The 17,211-nt window shown below is 69.9% G+C and carries 15 protein-coding genes; 8 read left to right on the forward strand and 7 right to left on the reverse strand.

What is annotated here, in order from left to right; genetic code table 11:
- Positions 1 to 39: 39 nt before the first annotated feature.
- The 3 genes from dhaK to dhaM are packed head-to-tail and all read left to right on the forward strand — an operon-like array spanning position 40 to position 2,341.
- A complete protein-coding gene (gene dhaK / locus AC1MED_RS01550; RefSeq protein ID WP_479785100.1) occupies positions 40 to 1,041 on the forward strand; it encodes a dihydroxyacetone kinase subunit DhaK in 1,002 nt (333 codons plus the stop codon).
- Between the two features lie 2 nt (positions 1,042 to 1,043).
- Positions 1,044 to 1,670: a dihydroxyacetone kinase subunit DhaL gene (gene dhaL, locus AC1MED_RS01555; protein ID WP_479785101.1), complete on the forward strand. Its 627-nt coding sequence runs from the start codon at positions 1,044 to 1,046 to the stop codon at positions 1,668 to 1,670.
- Complete coding sequence (gene dhaM / locus AC1MED_RS01560) at positions 1,667 to 2,341, forward strand: dihydroxyacetone kinase phosphoryl donor subunit DhaM (RefSeq protein WP_479785102.1); 675 nt, start codon at positions 1,667 to 1,669, stop codon at positions 2,339 to 2,341. Before dhaL ends, dhaM begins: the two co-directional genes overlap by 4 nt.
- 33 nt (positions 2,342 to 2,374) lie before the next feature.
- On the opposite strand, the gene AC1MED_RS01565 is transcribed toward dhaM, so the two are convergent.
- On the reverse strand, positions 2,375 to 3,211 hold the full coding sequence (locus AC1MED_RS01565; RefSeq protein WP_479786739.1) for an HhH-GPD family protein: 837 nt from the start codon (positions 3,209 to 3,211) through the stop codon (positions 2,375 to 2,377).
- A 258-nt stretch (positions 3,212 to 3,469) separates the two neighbouring features.
- Here AC1MED_RS01565 and AC1MED_RS01570 point away from each other — a divergent pair, with 258 nt between their 5' ends.
- Positions 3,470 to 4,153 (forward strand): hypothetical protein, encoded by a 684-nt coding sequence (locus AC1MED_RS01570; RefSeq protein WP_479785104.1) that lies wholly within the window; start codon positions 3,470 to 3,472, stop codon positions 4,151 to 4,153.
- A gap of 70 nt (positions 4,154 to 4,223) precedes the next feature.
- On the opposite strand, the gene disA is transcribed toward AC1MED_RS01570, so the two are convergent.
- Positions 4,224 to 5,300, reverse strand: coding sequence for a DNA integrity scanning diadenylate cyclase DisA (gene disA / locus AC1MED_RS01575; protein ID WP_346958404.1), 1,077 nt, complete (start codon positions 5,298 to 5,300; stop codon positions 4,224 to 4,226).
- Between the two features lie 332 nt (positions 5,301 to 5,632).
- On the opposite strand from disA, the gene AC1MED_RS01580 reads away from it, so the two are divergent.
- Positions 5,633 to 7,246 (forward strand): peptide chain release factor 3, encoded by a 1,614-nt coding sequence (locus tag AC1MED_RS01580; RefSeq protein ID WP_346958405.1) that lies wholly within the window; start codon positions 5,633 to 5,635, stop codon positions 7,244 to 7,246.
- 169 nt (positions 7,247 to 7,415) lie between these two features.
- A complete protein-coding gene (locus AC1MED_RS01585) occupies positions 7,416 to 8,774 on the forward strand; it encodes a protein kinase domain-containing protein (protein WP_479785106.1) in 1,359 nt (452 codons plus the stop codon).
- 2 nt (positions 8,775 to 8,776) lie between these two features.
- Here AC1MED_RS01585 and AC1MED_RS01590 read toward each other — a convergent pair whose 3' ends face one another.
- Positions 8,777 to 9,979 (reverse strand): PucR family transcriptional regulator, encoded by a 1,203-nt coding sequence (locus AC1MED_RS01590; protein ID WP_346958407.1) that lies wholly within the window; start codon positions 9,977 to 9,979, stop codon positions 8,777 to 8,779.
- Positions 9,980 to 10,077: 98 nt separating this feature from the next.
- On the opposite strand from AC1MED_RS01590, the gene AC1MED_RS01595 reads away from it, so the two are divergent.
- Together AC1MED_RS01595 and AC1MED_RS01600 are read left to right on the forward strand one after the other, a co-directional pair.
- Entirely contained in the window at positions 10,078 to 11,151 is a 1,074-nt protein-coding gene (locus AC1MED_RS01595) for a ferredoxin reductase (RefSeq protein ID WP_479785108.1), read from the forward strand.
- Between the two features lie 11 nt (positions 11,152 to 11,162).
- On the forward strand, positions 11,163 to 12,371 hold the full coding sequence (locus tag AC1MED_RS01600; protein WP_346958409.1) for a fatty acid desaturase family protein: 1,209 nt from the start codon (positions 11,163 to 11,165) through the stop codon (positions 12,369 to 12,371).
- A gap of 47 nt (positions 12,372 to 12,418) precedes the next feature.
- On the opposite strand, the gene AC1MED_RS01605 is transcribed toward AC1MED_RS01600, so the two are convergent.
- The 4 genes from AC1MED_RS01605 to AC1MED_RS01620 all read right to left on the reverse strand — a co-directional run bounded on the left by AC1MED_RS01605 (position 12,419) and on the right by AC1MED_RS01620 (position 17,073).
- Positions 12,419 to 13,069, reverse strand: coding sequence for a class I SAM-dependent methyltransferase (locus AC1MED_RS01605; RefSeq protein ID WP_479785110.1), 651 nt, complete (start codon positions 13,067 to 13,069; stop codon positions 12,419 to 12,421).
- Positions 13,066 to 15,171 carry a copper-translocating P-type ATPase gene (locus AC1MED_RS01610; protein ID WP_479785111.1) on the reverse strand — a complete coding sequence of 702 codons (2,106 nt, stop codon included), beginning with the start codon at positions 15,169 to 15,171 and terminating at the stop codon, positions 13,066 to 13,068. The genes AC1MED_RS01605 and AC1MED_RS01610 overlap by 4 nt, the downstream gene beginning before the upstream one ends.
- A gap of 112 nt (positions 15,172 to 15,283) precedes the next feature.
- Positions 15,284 to 16,780: a multicopper oxidase family protein gene (locus AC1MED_RS01615; protein ID WP_479785112.1), complete on the reverse strand. Its 1,497-nt coding sequence runs from the start codon at positions 16,778 to 16,780 to the stop codon at positions 15,284 to 15,286.
- Positions 16,780 to 17,073 carry an SHOCT domain-containing protein gene (locus tag AC1MED_RS01620; RefSeq protein WP_479785114.1) on the reverse strand — a complete coding sequence of 98 codons (294 nt, stop codon included), beginning with the start codon at positions 17,071 to 17,073 and terminating at the stop codon, positions 16,780 to 16,782. Before AC1MED_RS01620 ends, AC1MED_RS01615 begins: the two co-directional genes overlap by 1 nt.
- Positions 17,074 to 17,211: the final 138 nt, after the last annotated feature.

The raw sequence follows: 17,211 nt of genomic DNA on the forward strand, positions 1-17,211 counted from the left end.
TAAGCAAGCAGCCAGGGCAACCATCCAGGGAGCACAGCCATGAAGAAACTCATCAACGATCCCAAGGCCGTGGTCGACGAGTCAGTGGAGGGGTTCGGGCTTGCGCACGCCGACCTCGTGACCGTCTACCCGGATCCCAAATACATCGTCCGGAAAGACGCCCCGGTGGCGGGGAAGGTTGGTCTGGTCTCCGGCGGCGGCAGCGGCCACGAACCCCTGCACGGCGGCTATGTCGGGATGGGCATGCTTGACGCCGCGGTTCCCGGGGCTGTGTTCACCTCACCCACGCCGGACCAGATCCTGCCGGCGACGCTCGCGGTGAACTCCGGCGCCGGCGTCGTGCACATCGTGAAGAACTACACCGGTGACGTACTGAACTTCGAGACCGCAGGTGAACTGGCGCAGGCCGAGGGGGTGGAGGTCCGCACCGTGCTGGTCAACGACGACGTCGCCGTGCAGGACTCGCTATACACGGCGGGGCGCCGCGGCGTGGGCGGAACGGTCTTGGTCGAGAAGATCGCCGGCGCCGCGGCCGAGCGCGGCGACAGCCTCGACGCCGTCGCTGCCATCGGCGACCGCGTCAACCAGAACGTGCGCAGCATGGGCGTGGCCCTCAGTGCCTGCACCGTCCCGCACGCCGGTGTGCCCAGCTTTGAGCTCGAGGACAACGAAATCGAGATCGGCATCGGCATCCACGGCGAACCCGGCCGGCACAAAATCCCGATGGAGGCCGCCGACGGCATCACGGACCGGCTGCTGGACCCCGTGGTCAGCGACCTCGGCCTCGCCTCGGGGGACAAGGTGCTGTTGTTCGTCAACGGCATGGGCGGCACACCGCAGAGCGAGCTGTACATCGTCTACCGCCGGGCCGCGCAGCGGCTCGCCGAACAGGGCGTCACCGTGGAGCGCTCGCTGGTCGGGAACTACATCACCTCGCTGGAGATGCAGGGCTGCTCCATCACCGTCCTGCGCCTCGATGACGAAATGACCGCCCTCTGGGACGCGCCCGTCCACACCGCCGCCCTCCGCTGGGGCGTCTGAACGTGGGCCTGGATGTCGACTGGGCCGTGCGGTGGCTGACGCTTTCCGCGGAGGCCATGGCAGAGCACCGCGTCGAACTCATTGAACTGGACCGGCCGATCGGGGACTCCGACCACGGCGAGAACATGGACCGCGGGTTCAAAGCCGTGATGGACAAACTCGCTGAATCGCCCCCCGAAACCGCCGGAGCGGCGCTGAAGCTGACCGCCATGACCCTGATGTCGAAGGTGGGCGGCGCCGCCGGGCCGCTGTACGGAACGGCTTTCCTGCGCGCCGGCACGGCACTCGGGGACGCCGCCGACATTGACGCCGCCACGCTCGCCGGCGCCCTGCAGGCGGCCCGCGACGGCATTGTGGCCCGGGGCAAGGCCGAATCCGGGGATAAAACGATGGTGGACGCCTGGACGCCCGCGGTGGATGCCTCCGCGGCCGCGGCCGGCGACGGCGACGTCCGCAAAGTCCTGGCCGCGGCGGCCGACGCGGCCGAAGCCGGAGCCGTGTCCACCGACCCGATGCTGGCCCGCAAGGGACGCGCCAGCTACCTGGGGGAGCGCAGCATCGGTCACCGCGACCCCGGTGCCGTCTCGAGCGCCCTGATCCTGCGCGCCGCCGTGGGGGCCGCCGGATGACGGTCGGGCTGGTCGTCGTCTCGCACAGCGAAAAGATCGCCGACGGCGCCGTCGAACTCGCCGCGCAAATGGCCCCCGACGTCGTGATTGTCGCGGCGGGCGGCACCGACGACGGCCGGATCGGAACCAGCCTGGAGAAGGTGATGGCAGCGCTGGAACGGGCGGCCGGGGAAAGCGGCGTCGTGGTGCTCACCGACCTGGGTTCCGCCGTCATGACCGCGGAATCGGCCGTCGAGTTCGCCGCCGACCCGGAGTCCATCCGGCTGGCCGACGCCCCGCTGGTCGAGGGGCTCGTCGCGGCAGCCGTTTCCGCCCAGGCGGGGGCCGACGCCGGGACGGTGAAAGATGCGGCCGAAGCCGTTTACCGGCCCCCGGCCCACCCGCACGCGCCCGGGCACGAGCACCAGCAGCCGCCGGATGCCCAGGGCGACTTCGAACTCGTCAACCAGGCCGGCATGCACGCCCGCCCGGCGGCCAAGATTGCCGGCGGGCTGGCCGGAATGGACGCCGAGGTGACCGTCAACGGCGTCGACGGCGCCTCCATGACGGAGCTCATGATGCTCGGCGCCGGCAAGGGGACCGTGCTGCATATTGAGGCCAGCGGCACGGACGCGGCTAAAGCGGTGGACTACCTCGGCGGACTGATCAGCGCCGGCTTCGGCGAGCCCTAGGCCCGCGCCCAGGGTAAGGAAGCCAGGGACAGGTCAGCCCGGGAGCCGCAGGCCGCCTGGGTGCAGCTCGGCCAGGCCGTCGCCCAGCAGCCCGGCCACGGCGCGCTCAAGCTGCTCGGGCGCAGTGTTCAACCGGTGCAGCGCCGCCAGCGGGACGCCGATCCCGTCGGCGGCGAACCCCAGGTCCGCCGGGGGGCGCTCCAACAGCTCCCGGGCCACCGGCGCCTCGGCCATCCGCAGCACCGCCATCACTGCCCCGCGCACCTGCCGGTCCGTCCCGTGCCAGGCCTGCCCCTTGGGCGTGTAAGTGGGCGGCGGCTCACCGGCAGCGAGCCAGGCGCACGCCGCGCGGACAGGGCACTCGCCGCATTTCGGCGACCGGGCGGTGCAGACCAGCGCCCCCAGTTCCATTACCGCGGCGCTCCAGCGGACCGAGGCGGCATCGTCGTCGGGCAGCAACTGCGCGGCCAGCCGCATCTCCCCGGCTGTCAGGGCCGGCGCCGGCAGCGCGGCCCCGGTGAAGAGGCGTGCGTGGACCCGGCGGATGTTGGTGTCCACCACCGTCTCCCTGCGGCCGAAGGCAAACGCGGCGACGGCGGCCGCCGTGTAGCTGCCCACGCCGGGAAGTTCCAGCAGGTCCGGGTAGCTGCCGGGCACCTCGCCGTCGTGGTTGTCCACAATCGCGACGGCGGCCGCATGGAGCCGGAGCGCCCGCCGCGGATAGCCCAGCCGTCCCCAGGACCGGACCGCCTCGCCGGCGGGCTCCCGGGCGAGATCGGCCGGGGCGGGCCAGCGCAGCAGCCATTCCTCCCAGACCGGCAGCACCCGGACCACGGGTGTCTGCTGCAGCATGATTTCGCTGACCAGCACGCCCCAGGCTGAGCAGTCGGCGGCCCGCCATGGCAGGTCCCGCGCGGTGTCGGCGAACCAGGACGCCAGGGCGGCGTGCAGTTCCTGGAGCGGCACGGCCGGCTGGGCGGGGACGGGGCCGGGGGCGGTGGCGGTGGCCGGGAGGGCGGGGGAATCGGCTAAGGCTTTGATCGAACCAGCTTAATAGAGATGCGGACCATAGTGCGGCCGGCGGCGTGGTGGGCCAGCCCGGGCCGCGGCGTTCTCTAACCTAGGAGGATGGTCAGGCAAGGCAATTCAGGAACTCACGGTTCGGGACCGAAGGCTTCCGCCAAGGCAAAGGCCAGCGGCAGGCAGGTGCGGAAGCCCGTCAGCCCCGTTTACCGACGTCGCCGGCTCTTCGCCGCGGCGATCCTGCTGCTGGTGCTTGCCCTCGCGGTGGGTGGATTTGCCGCGATCTCAAACGCCATGAACGGGGCAACACCGCAGCCCGCCGCCAGCGGCTCGGCCCGGCCCGAAACGCCGGTGGTTACCGGCACCGCAAGTCCGCAGGCCTCCGCGACGTCCAGCCCGAGCGCCGGTTGCGACCAGAAGCTGCTGACGGTCTCCGCGGCCACGGACAAGGCCGCCTACGCGGCAGGTGAGAACCCGCTGCTCACCCTGAAGGTCACCAACGGAAACCAGGTGCCCTGCGAGGTCAACATCGGGACCTCGCAGATGGAATACCTGGTCACGAGCGGCTCGGACCGGATCTTCTCGTCCAAAGACTGCCAGGCGGAAAGCAGCGACCTGGTCAAGACCATCCGCCCCGGCCGCAGCGAGACGGCGAACTTCCCGTGGCAGCGCAACCGCACGGTCCAGGGCTGCGCGGCGGTAGACGCGAAACCCGCGGGAGGAACCTACGTCTTCACCGCCCGGCTGGGAAACAAGACCAGCCCCAGGGCCGTCTTCCAGCTCGGTTAAGCCTCTTCGATTGCTCCACAGGTGCCGTTTCGGCGGTCCAAAAGGGCGGTTACGGAGCAGCCGGCGGGGCTTAGAGGAACCGGTCCAGCAGGCTGGCCTCGGCCATCCGGCTCAGGCCCTCGCGGACGGTCCGGGCACGCTGGTCGCCGATGCCGTCCACTGTCATGAGGTCATCAATGGTGGCGGCCATCAGGAACTGCAGCCCGCCGAAGTGGTCCACCAGTCGGTCGGCGACGGCCTTCGGCACCGCCTTGAGGCCGGAAAGCAGGCGGTATCCGCGCGGCTGCACCACGGCGTCGAGGTTCGCCTCGCCGCCGGCGAAGCCGACGATCCCCGCGATTTTGCCCAGGTCGATCAGCTCGGTGGGGCCCAGGTTCACGAGGGCCTTGACGGCGTTGTCGATGTCCGCGGCGGACGCGCTGGGACCCGAGTAGTCCCGGATGATCACGTCGCTGCCCGGCCCGCGTCCCACGGTCAGTTCGTCGAGCTGCAGCGAGAGCAGTCGGCCGTCCTCGCCGAGTTCCAGCACGTACTGGGAGATCTCTTCGGAGATGCGCCGCACCATCTCCTGGCGCTGCAGGGTCACGGCCACGTCGCGGACCGTCACCATGGCCTCGATCTCCAGGGCCGAGAGCGAACTGGTGACCTGGTCCAGGCGCGAGCGGTAGCGTTCCAGGGTGGCAAGGGCCTGGTTGGCGCGGGCCAGGACCTTTTCGGAGCCCTCCAGGACGTGGCGCAGGCCGTTCACGTAGAGCGCGATGATCTGCATCGACTGGCTCACCGAGATCACCGGAACACCGGTCTGGATGGCGACGCGTTCGGCGGTCCGGTGCCGGGTTCCCGTCTCCTGGGTCTCGATGCTTGAATCCGGGACCAGCTGGACTCCGGCGCGCAGGATGTTGCTCGCGTCCTTGTCACAGACAATGGCGCCGTCCATCTTGGCCAGTTCCCGCAGCCTGGTGGGGGAGAAGTCGATGCCGATCTCGAAGCCGCCGGAGCAGATGGATTCGATGGTCCGGTCGATGCCGAGCACGATCAGGGCGCCGGTGCGGCCGCGGAGGATACGCTCCAGTCCGTCCCGCAGGGCAGTGCCCGGTGCCACCCTGGCCAGCGTCGCCTTCAGCGCATCCTCGGGACTCCGAGCCATAGGTTTTCCCTTCAAAGGTGCAGGTCGATGCCCGCAAGTACACCGGTTTTTATCGGTTTTCCACCGCTGGCCGGCAAGAACAAAAGTGCCCGGTTTCCCGTATGCACCATCATAGGGGCAACGGCGGGCGGTTTCCGCACGGTCAAGCCTCAAAGTGGCCCATTCCCGCCGTGCCCGGGGCACCGCGCAGACGGGTATCCGCGTAGAAGCCGGAAACCGCATTTTCGCCGGCCAGTCCGGGCCTGCCGCGGCCTGCGATAAACTTGGAGCCTTGGGTGTACCGCGGGCTCTCCGCGCCGTGACCCGTCCACAGCCGCAGCGAAAGTAGCACCGTGTCTCAAGAAGTCCACAGCCCCGCCCGAGTCCAGGAGATTCACAAGCAGGCAGCCCGGCGCCGGACCTTCGCAGTGATCTCCCACCCCGACGCCGGCAAGTCCACGCTGACCGAGGCGCTCGCCCTGCATGCGAAGGTGATCGGCACCGCCGGCGCGTCCAGCGGCAAGGCCAACCGCAAGGAAACGGTCTCCGACTGGATGCAGATGGAAAAGGACCGCGGCATCTCGATCAGCTCCGCGGCGCTGCAGTTCGCCTACCGGGACACGGTGATCAACCTGCTGGACACCCCGGGCCACGCGGACTTCTCCGAGGACACCTACCGGGTGCTGGCCGCCGTCGACTGCGCCGTGATGCTCGTGGACGCGGCCAAGGGCCTGGAAACCCAGACCATGAAGCTCTTCGAGGTCTGCAAGCAGCGGAACCTGCCCATCATCACCGTGATCAACAAATGGGACCGTCCCGGCCTGGACGCCCTGGCCCTGATGGACGAGATCACCGAGCGCACCGGCCTGCAGCCCATGCCGCTGACCTGGGCGGTGGGCATCTCCGGCGACTTCCGCGGCGTCTGGGACCTGCGCAATGACCGCTTCGCCCAGTTCAAGCGCAACAACGCCGGAGCCAACATCGCGCTCACCGAGTACTTCACCCCGGAGGAGGCCGCCGCCAGCCAGGGCGGCGACTGGTCCAACGCCGTGGACGAGGCCGGGCTCGTGATCGAATCCAACCTCGCGTTCGACGTCGACGCCTTCCACGCCGGCAAGGCCACGCCCATCCTGTTCAGCTCCGCCGCGCTGAACTTCGGCGTGAAGGAAATCCTCGACGCCCTGGTGGACTTCGCCCCGCCGGCCGCCCCGCGGCCCGACGTCGACGGCGCCGCGCGCCCGGTTGATGACCCGTTCGCCGGGTTCGTCTTCAAGGTCCAGGCCGGCATGAACAAGGCCCACCGCGACCACGTCGCGTTCATCCGGGTCTGCTCCGGCGTCTTCGAACGCGGCATGGTGGTCACGCAGGGCCGCACCGGGAAATCCTTCGCCACGAAGTACGCCCAGCAGGTCTTCGGCCGGGAACGCGAGGTGATCGACGAGGCCTTCCCGGGCGACGTCGTGGGCCTGGTGAATGCGTCCTCGCTGCGCGTCGGGGACAGCCTGTTCCTGGAGAAGCCGGTGGAGTTCCCAGCCATCCCGCTGTTCGCCCCCGAACACTTCCAGGTGGCGCGATCCAAGGACCCCAGCCGCTTCAAGCAGTTCCGCCGCGGCATCGAGCAGCTCGAGCACGAGGGCGTGATCCAGGTGCTCCGCTCCGACATCCGCGGCGACCAGGCCCCCGTGCTGGCCGCCGTCGGCCCGATGCAGTTCGAGGTGGTCGAGGACCGGATGGCGCACGACTTCAGCGCCCCGATGCGGCTCGAGCGGCTGCCGTACTCGCTGGCCCGGATCACGACGGCGGACGCCATGCCGGCGCTGGCCAACGTTCCCGGCGCCGAGGTGCTGCTGCGCTCCGACGGCGAGTACCTGGCACTGTTCAACGACGTTTGGGCCCTGCGCCGGATCGAGAAGAACCACCCCGACCTGACGCTGGTGCCGATCGGCACGCACAACCCCGCAAAATAGCCGGAAACTTCCTCACCCCAGGTCTTCCTGAATCCGCATTCCGCGGTATCATAAGTAACCTTGCTAATTTCGCGGGCGCTGGCGCTGGGGGCCGGCTTTGAGGACTGATCCGTCCGATTCCATGTGCGGACCCATATCGAGGGAACACGAAAACTCGTTGACAATAACTATGGAATCCGGCTTTCTGCTCAGCGGACGGTACCGGATCGATGCCCTCCTTGGCAGGGGAAGCCAATCGACTGTTTACCGCGCGCACGACGAACTCCTGCAGCGCGAGGTGGCAGTCAAACTCTTCCGCAATGACGCGGACGACCTTGAGCACACCCGCCGGCAGGGCCAGGAAGTGCGGATCCTCGCTGGAATGAGCCACCACGCCCTGGTGACACTATTCGACGCCGGCGCAGACCTCAGCAGCCCGGACTCCAGGCTCACCTACCTCGTGATGGAACTTGTGCGCGGGCAGGACCTGCGCCACCGGTGCCTGCAGGGGCCGCTCTCCGCCGCGCACATGGCCCACATCGGCTACGACCTCGCGGACGGCCTGTCCTACATCCACCACCACGGGATCGTGCACCGGGACATCAAGCCGGCCAACATCCTGCTGGTGGACTACAGCAATGACGACCGCCGGCCCCGGGCCAAGCTGACCGATTTCGGCGTCGCCGCCATCCTGGGGCACAACCGCGCGGACGACGACGGCGGCACCTCCGGGACGCCGGCCTACCTGAGCCCGGAACAGGCCGCCGGCGAACCGGCCGGCCCGGCCAGCGACATCTACTCCCTCGGGCTCGTGCTGCTCGAAGGCCTCACCGGCAAGATGGCCTACCCGGGCGCGCCGGTCCAGTCCGCCGTCGCACGGTTGCTGCACGACCCGCAGATTCCGGAGGAGCTCGCGCCGATGTGGGTGGCGCTGCTGTCCTCCATGTTGTCCCGGGATCCGGCCGCGCGGCCGCTCGCCCGCGAGGTCTCCCTTGCCCTGCGCCAGGAAGTCATCAACGGCGCCGGCCGCCACCGGCAGCTCCCTAACGCCGCAACGACGGACGAGGAGGGCCGGATGCGCGCCGTCGAGCGGTACCGGATCCTCGACACCCCCGGGGACGGGGCGTTCGACCGGATCGCGGCGCTCGCGGCCCGGGTGTTCTCGGTGCCGGTCGCGATCGTCAGCGTCGTGGACCACGACCGGATCTGGTTCAAAGCCCACCACGGCACCGACGTCACCGAGATCGGCCGGGACCCGGGGCTCTGCGCCTCGGCGATTCTGCAGGACGGACCCTGGATCGTCGAGGACGCCCTAACGGACCCCCGGACCCTGTCCAACCCGCTGGTGGCCGGCGAGTTCGGGCTGCAGTTCTACGCCGGCGTGCCGCTGCGCACCCCGGACGGCCACAACCTGGGCACCTTCTGCATCCTGGACCGGGAACCGCGGGAGTTCACCGCGGAGGACACCCGGACGCTCGAAGACCTCGCCGCAATTGTCATGAACGACCTGGAGATGCGGCTGCAGAGCCGCACGGCAATAGCCAGCTAGCGTCAGCGCCGGCCGGCGTGCAGCGCGAGCTCCAGCTCAAACCGGGCCACCGGGTCCTCCAGCGCGTCGCCGAACAGCTCCCGCAGCTGCGCCGCCCGGTAGCCCACGGTCTGCGGGTGGATGCCCAGCTCGGCGGCCACGGGTGCGCGCTGGCCCCAGTGACGCAGCCAGGACAGCAGGGTCTCGGCGAGCCGCTCGCGCTGCGCCGGGCGGAGCCCCTCCAGCGGCGCGAGGCGGCGGTTGGCCAGCTCGGTAATCGCGGACGGCTCGGCGCCGAGGATCACCGCCGCAAGGTGCTCATCGGCCCAGATCGGCGGATCCTCAGGCCCGTCCCGGTGCGGCAGGACCGAGGCGGCCAGCACGGCCAGCCGCAGGGATTCGGGAACTTTCTCCCAGCCGCCGGCCGGGCCCACGGCAGCGCCGCGGCCCCGCAGCGCCTTATCCAGGTCCTTCCGCGCGGCGGCGGAGTTGCGCGCCGGCACCAGCGCGACGGCGTCGGTCTCGCGTTCGATCACCAGTGTTCCCGGGCCCAGCCGCAACCGCAGTCCGGCGGCCCGGTCCACCGGCAGCGTCACCACCGTCATGCGCTGCGGCAGCGACCAGTCCGCCATGGCCGCCGTCTGCCGCAGCGCCGCCTCGTCCGCCTGCCCCAGAAGCAGCAGGTCCAGCAGCTCGGTGCGGCGCCGGTCCACCGCACCGGCGCGTTCGGACTGCTCAAAGGCATAGGCCTCGGCACTGACCGCGGAGAGCTCGTCGATGTAGGCGAGGATCGATTCGCCGAGGTCCACCACCACGTTCTGGCCCAGATGGTGTTCCACCGAGACCTTCGACATCTCCCGGAATGTCACCCGGGCGCCCATCCGGTAGGCGCTGAGCAGCGCGTCCATGCTCCTGCCCTGCCGGAACTCGCCGCTGCCCAGGCCGGCGACCAGCTGCCGGCTCTCCTCTGAGAGCGCCGGCAGCGTGGTGCCGGGCAGCTGCAGGAAACGGTCCAGCGCCGTCGCCACACCGCGGCGCAACCCGCGCCCGAAGCGGCCCTCGATCGGCCGCGCATAGGCGGGGACCAGCTGGGGCACGGCCTCGATGATGGCCTCCACAATGCCGGGCATCGTGGGCCGAAGCATGTCGCTGACCTCCTTGGGCAGCGCCAGCCACGGCGGGTCGTAGGCGGGGTAACCGGGATGGCCGGCGGGCGAAGTTTCCATGGCGGGATTCCAAAAGTTGTTGTGCGGCGATAGTTTCTTCGAGTCGATCGTATGCCTTGGGTGAAGAAGTATGACGCAGGTTGACATAGGCTAGGTAGATGATCCGGCTCCGTAAGCTGGCGCGCGCCGCATCTCTACTGACCACCCCCTTAGCTCCAGAAGACATTCTGTCGCTGTTCAACCCCGTGTTTTCTGCCCGCCAGTTACGCGGCGTGGTTACCCGGGTGGTTCCAGAAACGGCCGATTCCGCCACCATTTTCTTCCGTCCCGGCCGAGGCTGGCAAGCGCACCGCGCAGGCCAGTGGGCCCGCATCGGCGTCGAACTCAACGGCGTGCGCCACTGGCGCTCCTACTCGCTCAGCGCACCCGCCGGCAAGGACCCCGCCATCACCGTCACGGACATGGGCGCCGTCTCCGGGACCCTGGTCCGCACCACCAAGCCGGGCGATGTCCTCTTCCTCGCGCCGCCGCAGGGCGACTTCGTCCTGCCCGAGCATCCGCGCCCGCTGCTGATGCTCACCGCGGGCAGCGGCATCACCCCGGTGATGTCCATGATCCGCACCCTGGTCCCGCACCGCCCCGACGCCGACGTCGTCCTCATCCACACCGCGCGGACGGCGGCCGACGCCATCTTCCGCGAGGAACTGGCCGAACTCGCGGACCAGTTCCCCAATTTCAAGGTCACGCACTGGTTCACCGGCGAACGCGGGCGGCTGGATTTCAGCACCGCGGCCGGGCTGGACGCGCTGTGCCCGGACTGGCGGGACCGTGCCGCCTACGCCTGCGGTCCCGAGGGTTTCCTCGACGACGCCGAGGCGCTCTGGGAAGCCGAGGCGGCTCCGGGGACCTCCGAGGCGGCCGCAACCCTCACGATCGAACGTTTCAGCACCAGCCTGGCCGGCGGCGAAGGGCACGACGGCGGGCTGGTGACCTTCGAAGCCTCGGACCGCGAAGTCGAAGCGGACGGCGCTACGCCCCTGCTCGACGTCGGCGAGGACGCCGGGGTGCTGATGCCCAGCGGCTGCCGGATGGGCATTTGCCACAGCTGCCTCATCCCACTCCGCGCCGGCCAGATCCGCGACCTGCGCACGGGCGAAGTCCACGGCGAGCCCGGCCAACTAATCCAGACGTGTGTCTCGGCAGCCGCCGGACCCGTTAACCTCGACCTCTGAGGAGAACCCACATGACCACACTTGCAGACAAGCCGGACCTTGCCGAAGGTTCCAGCACTGGCACCGAGTCCGGCTCCGCCGGGACGCCCGCCGCAGCCGTAAAGAAGCGGCCCGGGGCGCTCGCCGAGACCGGCAGCCCGCTGCTGCGCCCGCCCGCCGCGGCGCACCTGTCCGACGAGCAGGTCGCCGAGCTGGGCCGTGAGCTCGACGCCATCAAGGACGACATTCTCGCCAAGCGCGGCTCCTCCGACGCCGCCTACATCCGGCGCATGATCAAGATCCAGCGCGGCCTGGAGATCTCCGGCCGCGCCGCCCTGCTGGTCAGCAAGAACAAGGCGGCCTGGGTCACCGGCACCACGCTGCTGAGCTTCGCCAAGATCCTGGAAAACATGGAGCTGGGGCACAACATCCTGCACGGCCAGTGGGACTGGATGCGGGACCCGGACATCCACTCCACCACCTGGGAATGGGACTTCGTCACGCCGGCGCGCTCCTGGCAGCACACCCACAACGACCTGCACCACCGCTGGACCAACGTCGTCGGCAAGGACAACGACATTGGGTACAACCTGCTGCGGATGGACCCGCAGCAGGAATGGAAGCCCTTCAACCTGGGCAACCCGCTGTACAACGCGCTGCTGGCCCCGGTCTTCGAGTGGGGCATCGCGATCTACGACCTCGAACTCGTGGACTACAAGGAGGGCAAGAAGTCCAAGGAGGCCCTGACCAAGGACCTCAAGGCGCTCGGCCGCAAGGCCCTGAAGCAGTTCACCAAGGACTACGCCGCAACGCCCGCCGTCGCCATGCTCACCGGCTCCGGCAAGCAGGCCCTGTACGGCACGCTTACCGCCAACGCCGTCCGCAACGTCTGGGCGCACGCGGTGATCTTCTGCGGCCACTTCCCGGACGGGACGGACACGTTTACCGAGGAAATGGTCGACGGCGAGACCCGCGGTGACTGGTACGTGCGCCAGATGATCGGCTCGGCCAACATCTCCGGCTCCAAGTTCATGCACCTGATGACCGGCAACCTCTCGCACCAGATCGAGCACCACCTCTTCCCGGACCTGCCGTCCAACCGCTACGCCGAGGTGGCGCCCAAGGTCCGGGAAATCTGCAAGCGCTACGGCCTGCCGTACACCACCGGCCCGATCTGGAAGCAGGTCGGCTCCACCTGGGCCAAGATCTTCAAGCTGGCCCTGCCGCCCAAAAAGGCCTAGGCCCCCGCGGGTCCCGCCGCTGCGTTCCGTTCTTGAGCCGGGCCGGGCTAGGCCTTGACCGCCACCCCAAGAACGTGCGCCAGCGGCGGGTTGCCGGGCAGGACCGCGAAACCGAAGCGCTCCACGGCCTCCACGGCCAGGCCCGCCTCGACGATGCTGGCGGCGGTGTCCCGGTTCGGGTGGCAGCCGCCGGCCAACCGGCTCCAGAGCGGAGTGATCAGGTCCTCGGCCGCGGCCAGCACGCGGTGGGCGGAGCGGACGTGCTCGTAGAACAGCAGCCGGCCGCCGGGTTTCAGGACCCGGATGGCTTCGGCCAGGACGGCGGACGGTTCGGCCACGCTGCAGAGCACCAGGCTGGAGACCACGACGTCGACCGAGGCGTCCGCGGCCGGCAGCGCTTCGGCGAATCCGTTCCGCACTGTGATCGGCACCGGCGCGGACGCCGCCGCGGCCACGGCCAGCGCCCTGAGCGTGGGGTCCGGTTCGAGCGCCAGCACCCCCGACACCGCCGGCGGGTAGAACGGGAACGTGGCGCCGTAGCCTGCCCCGATTTCGACGACGGCGCCGTGGGCTGCCGCCACGAGCCGCCGCCGGTGGGCCGCGGCTCCCCGGGCGTCCATCCGCGGCCCCACCCGGGCGTAGGAGCGTCCGAAAGACGGGGCGTGCTCCCCGGCGTCCATGGGCAGCTGTCCGCTCAACGGACCTCCGCCGAATTGAGCTTCAGCCGCCGCAGCAGCTGGGCGTTCAGCGCCACCACCACGGTGGAGGCGGACATCAGCACCGCTCCCGCCGCGGGGGACAAGACGATTCCGGCGAAGGCCAGGGCGCCGGCGGCCAGCGGGACGGAGATGACGTTGTAGCCGGTGGCCCAGATGAGGTTCTGCCACATCTTGCGGTAGCTGGCCCGGGAAAGGTCCAGCATCGACAGGACCGCCCGGGGGTCGTTGCCGGCCAAGACGACGCCGGCGGATTCCATTGCGACGTCGGTACCGGCGCCGATCGCGATGCCGACTTCGGCCCGGGCCAGCGCGGGGGAGTCGTTGACGCCGTCGCCCACCATCGCCACCTTCAGGCCGCGGGACTGCAGTTCGGCGACCTTCTTGTCCTTGTCGGCCGGGAGGACCTCGGCGAAGACCTCATCGATGTTGAGTTCCTCGCCGACAGCGTGGGCGACCTGCCGGGCATCGCCGGTAATCATCGCGACCTTGATGCCGCGGTCCTGGAGTGCCTTGACGGCCTGCCGGGACTCGCTGCGCACGGCGTCCTCAAGACTGACGGCCCCCAGGATTTTATGCCCGTCCATGACGTGCAGCACGGCCGCGCCGCGGTCCATCCAGGCCCGGGTGGCCTGTGCCAGTGCCTGCGGTTCCTCCGCCCCGAGGTCACGGAGCAGGGCCGGGCCGCCGACCTGGATCGTTTTTCCCTCGACCGTGGCGCGGACGCCGCGGCCCGTCATGGACGAAAAATCGGTCGCCGCGGGAATCTGCAGGCCCTGCTCCCGCGCTGCCCGGACGATGGCCCGCGCCACCGGGTGCTCACTGTCAGCCTCCACGGCCGCGGCCAGCGCCAGGAGGCTGTCCCGGTCCACGCCCTCGGCGGCCGCGACGTCCTTCAGGGCGGGTTCGCCCTTGGTCAGCGTTCCGGTCTTGTCGAAAAGGACGACGTCGACGGTCCGCATCCGTTCCAGCGCCATCCGGTTCTTGATCAGGACCCCGGCCCGGGCGGCCTGTTCGGTGGAGATCGCGATGACCAGCGGGATGGCCAGGCCCAGGGCGTGCGGGCAGGCGATCACGAGCACCGTGACGGTGCGGGTGACGGCGTCGGGAATGCTGCCCAGCAGGGACCAGACGATGAACGTGATGACGCCGGCGCCGGCGGCAAAATAGAACAGGAACGCTGCGGCCCGGTCGGCCAGGGCCTGGGCCTTGGACGAGGAAGCTTGCGCCTCGGCCACGAGGCGCTGGATCCCGGCCAGTGCGGTGTCATCCCCGACGGCGGTGACCTGCACGCGGACGGTGTTGTCCGTGGCGACGGTCCCGGCGACGACCTTGTCCCCGGGTGAGCGGAGGACGGTCTTGGATTCGCCGGTGATCATCGACTCGTCGACCTCGGCCTGGCCGTCGACGACCACGCCGTCGGCCGGCATCCGGGCGCCCGAGCGGACCAGGACCGTGTCCCCTGCGACGAGTTCGCTGACTTTGACGGTTTCCGTCCCCGCGGCGGTGATCCGGTCCGCCTCGTCCGGCAGCAGGGCGGCGAGGGCGTCGAGCGCGCCCCGCGCCGAGCCGAGGGCGCGCATCTCGATCCAGTGCCCCAGCAGCATGATCGCCACCAGGAGGGCCAGCTCCCACCAGAAGTCGAGGTCGAAACCGCCGATCCCAAGGCTGGTGACCCAGGAGGCGACGAAGGCGACGCTGATGGCCATGGCGATCAGCAGCATCATGGCCGGTTTCCGGCTCTTCAGTTCGTCCAGGCCGCCCCTGAGGAAGGGCTGGCCGCCGTAGAAGAAGATGACCGTTCCCAGCACCGGCGGGATCCAGGCCGAGCCGGGGAAGACCGGCGGCACGTAGCCGAGCAGATGCCCGAACATCGGGCTGAACAGCACCACCGGCACCGACAGTGCCAGCGTCAGCCAGAACCTGTTCTTAAACATCGCGACGCTGTGGCCGGCGTGCTGGCCGTGGCTGTGCACCAGATGCTCATCGTCCCCGCCGGGCTGCGGCCGGTGGTCGTGGCCGGAGTGGCCGGGGCCGGCGCCGGCCGGGAGTTGCTCGGTCTTTACGCTGTGCTGGTGTTCCATGGTTCCTGCCTCCGGAGAAGTCGCGGCTGGTCCTGATTCCAGTTCCCAACATACCCCTGGGGGGTATGCTTGGCAATACTGCCGGTGCGCAGTCCGCGGCTGCCGGGCCGGGTCAGCGCACCTCGATGACGCCCATCATGCCGAGGTCCTCGTGGTCCAGGATGTGGCAGTGGTAGACGGTGCGGCCGGTGAAATCCCGGAAGTCGATCCGGACCGTGACCTGCCCGTTGGCCGGCACGTTGACCACATCCCGAAGGGTGGCCTTTTCCACGGCCCGGCCGTTCTCCGCGATCAGCTGCATCGGCCACACGTGCAGATGGAACGGGTGGTCCATCGTGCTGCGGTTGACCAGGATCCACTCCTCGACTGTCCCCGCGGCCACAATGGTGTCCGTCCTCCGCTCGTCGAAGGCCAGTCCGTTGATGGTGAAGTCCATCCCCATCCCGGGCCCCATCCCACCGCCCTGCCCCGGCCCCATCGGCGTGGCAAGCACCAGTTGCCGGCGCGCGGCGACCGCGGCGGAGCGCAGCTCGGGCGGTGCCGGTCCGGCTGCGATGACGGGTGCCGGCGGGGCGGGATCGCCGGCCACAACCAGCGTGGCCAGGGTGGTGCCGGCCGGATCTTCCGCCCCTTCCTGCCCCGCCGGCCCGCCGGGCCCCATGCCGCGCCGGCCCATTCCGGGCATGGCTCCACGGTCGTAGGGCACGGCCTTGAGTTCGGATTGCCCGAGGGCGGCCGTGACCAGCAGCTCCGCCCGGTTCCCCGGCGCCAGCAGGACTTCCTGAACGTCCGACGGCGACTGGGCCCGCCCGGAGTCCATGCCCAGGAGCTGGAGTTTCTGCCCGTCCAGCCGCAGCCGCAGGTACCGGGCCACGCAGCAGTTCACGATCCGCCACCGTTCCCGTTCCCCCGGCCGGGCCGTCATGCGGGGATTGGACTGGCCGTTGACCAGCAGGAGCGCGCCCACGCGTCCGGCCATCCGCTCCGGCAGGGAAGCCTCGGCCACGTTCCCGGCCCCGTCCAGGCTGGTGTCCGAGACCAGCAGCACGCGTTCCGTGCCGGCGGCTACGGGCACGGGGTCTTCGACGATGATGGCGCCGAAGAGACCGCCGGACACCTGGGCGGCGACCCGGCCGTGGTGGTGCGGGTGGTACCAGTACAGGCCTGGCGGGTGCCCGGCCGGGAGCCGGTATTCGTAGTCGAAGCTGCTGCCGGGGTCCACGGTCACGAACACGTTGTCGCTGTTGCCCTGCGGCGAAACGTGGAGCCCGTGCAGGTGCAGGTTGCTGGGTTCGGCCAGCTTGTTCACCAGTTTGAGCCGCAGCGCCTCGCCGGCCCGGAGCCGGAGGGTGGGACCGGGGATGCCGCCGTTGTAGCCCAGGGCCCCCGCCTGCAGCCCCGCCAGCGGGAACCGGCCCGGGGCTGCCTCAAGGCTGGCCGCCAGGGCGCCTCCCGTGCTGGTGAGCGTGGCCGGCTGGCCCAGGGACTCTCCGGTGACCGGCGCCGGTTGCGAATTGAGCGACCGCCACAGCCCGACGCCGCCGGCGACGGTGCCGGTCACTCCGAGTCCGCCCAGCAGCAGGGCGCTGCGGCGGCTGATGGGTGGCACTACGGACCCTCGCCGAGTTCCTTAACATGCTCGCGGTACTGCTCGGCCGTCAGCTCGCCCTTCGCGAAGCGCTCGTCCAGGATGAGCCGGGCGGGGCTCTTGCCGCCGGGTATGCCAGGCGCCCTGCCCGGAAAGCCCGGCTGGCCGTAGGGCCCGGGATGTCCTGGCTGCGGTCCGCGGCCGGTGCCGCTGAAGACCCGCACCGCGAGCAACACGAGCACAGCGACTCCGATGAGGAGGAGCACGCCCCAAAGCCACATCCACCACAGGTTCTGCCCGTAACCCCACATCATGACTGTTCCCTTCGCCAATGGAAGCTACTGCTCCCATGGTGCGCCCGCCGGGGCGGCGGCGCTAGGGTCCTAAGTCGCGCCCGCGCAATGCTCCCGGCGCGGGAGCGCGCACGGCTGATCCGGCTGCGGCGCAACCAG

Source organism: Arthrobacter sp. BI5 (assembly GCF_056680065.1).

Coding starts and splice junctions, on each gene's coding strand:
- AC1MED_RS01585 (WP_479785106.1), top strand. CDS start 7,416: ATGGAATCCGGCTTTCTGCTCAGCGGACGGTACCGGATCGATGCCCTC.
- AC1MED_RS01595 (WP_479785108.1), top strand. CDS start 10,078: ATGATCCGGCTCCGTAAGCTGGCGCGCGCCGCATCTCTACTGACCACC.
- AC1MED_RS01620 (WP_479785114.1), bottom strand. CDS start 17,073: ATGATGTGGGGTTACGGGCAGAACCTGTGGTGGATGTGGCTTTGGGGC.
- AC1MED_RS01600 (WP_346958409.1), top strand. CDS start 11,163: ATGACCACACTTGCAGACAAGCCGGACCTTGCCGAAGGTTCCAGCACT.
- AC1MED_RS01610 (WP_479785111.1), bottom strand. CDS start 15,171: ATGGAACACCAGCACAGCGTAAAGACCGAGCAACTCCCGGCCGGCGCC.
- AC1MED_RS01570 (WP_479785104.1), top strand. CDS start 3,470: ATGGTCAGGCAAGGCAATTCAGGAACTCACGGTTCGGGACCGAAGGCT.
- disA (WP_346958404.1), bottom strand. CDS start 5,300: ATGGCTCGGAGTCCCGAGGATGCGCTGAAGGCGACGCTGGCCAGGGTG.
- AC1MED_RS01590 (WP_346958407.1), bottom strand. CDS start 9,979: ATGGAAACTTCGCCCGCCGGCCATCCCGGTTACCCCGCCTACGACCCG.
- dhaK (WP_479785100.1), top strand. CDS start 40: ATGAAGAAACTCATCAACGATCCCAAGGCCGTGGTCGACGAGTCAGTG.
- dhaM (WP_479785102.1), top strand. CDS start 1,667: ATGACGGTCGGGCTGGTCGTCGTCTCGCACAGCGAAAAGATCGCCGAC.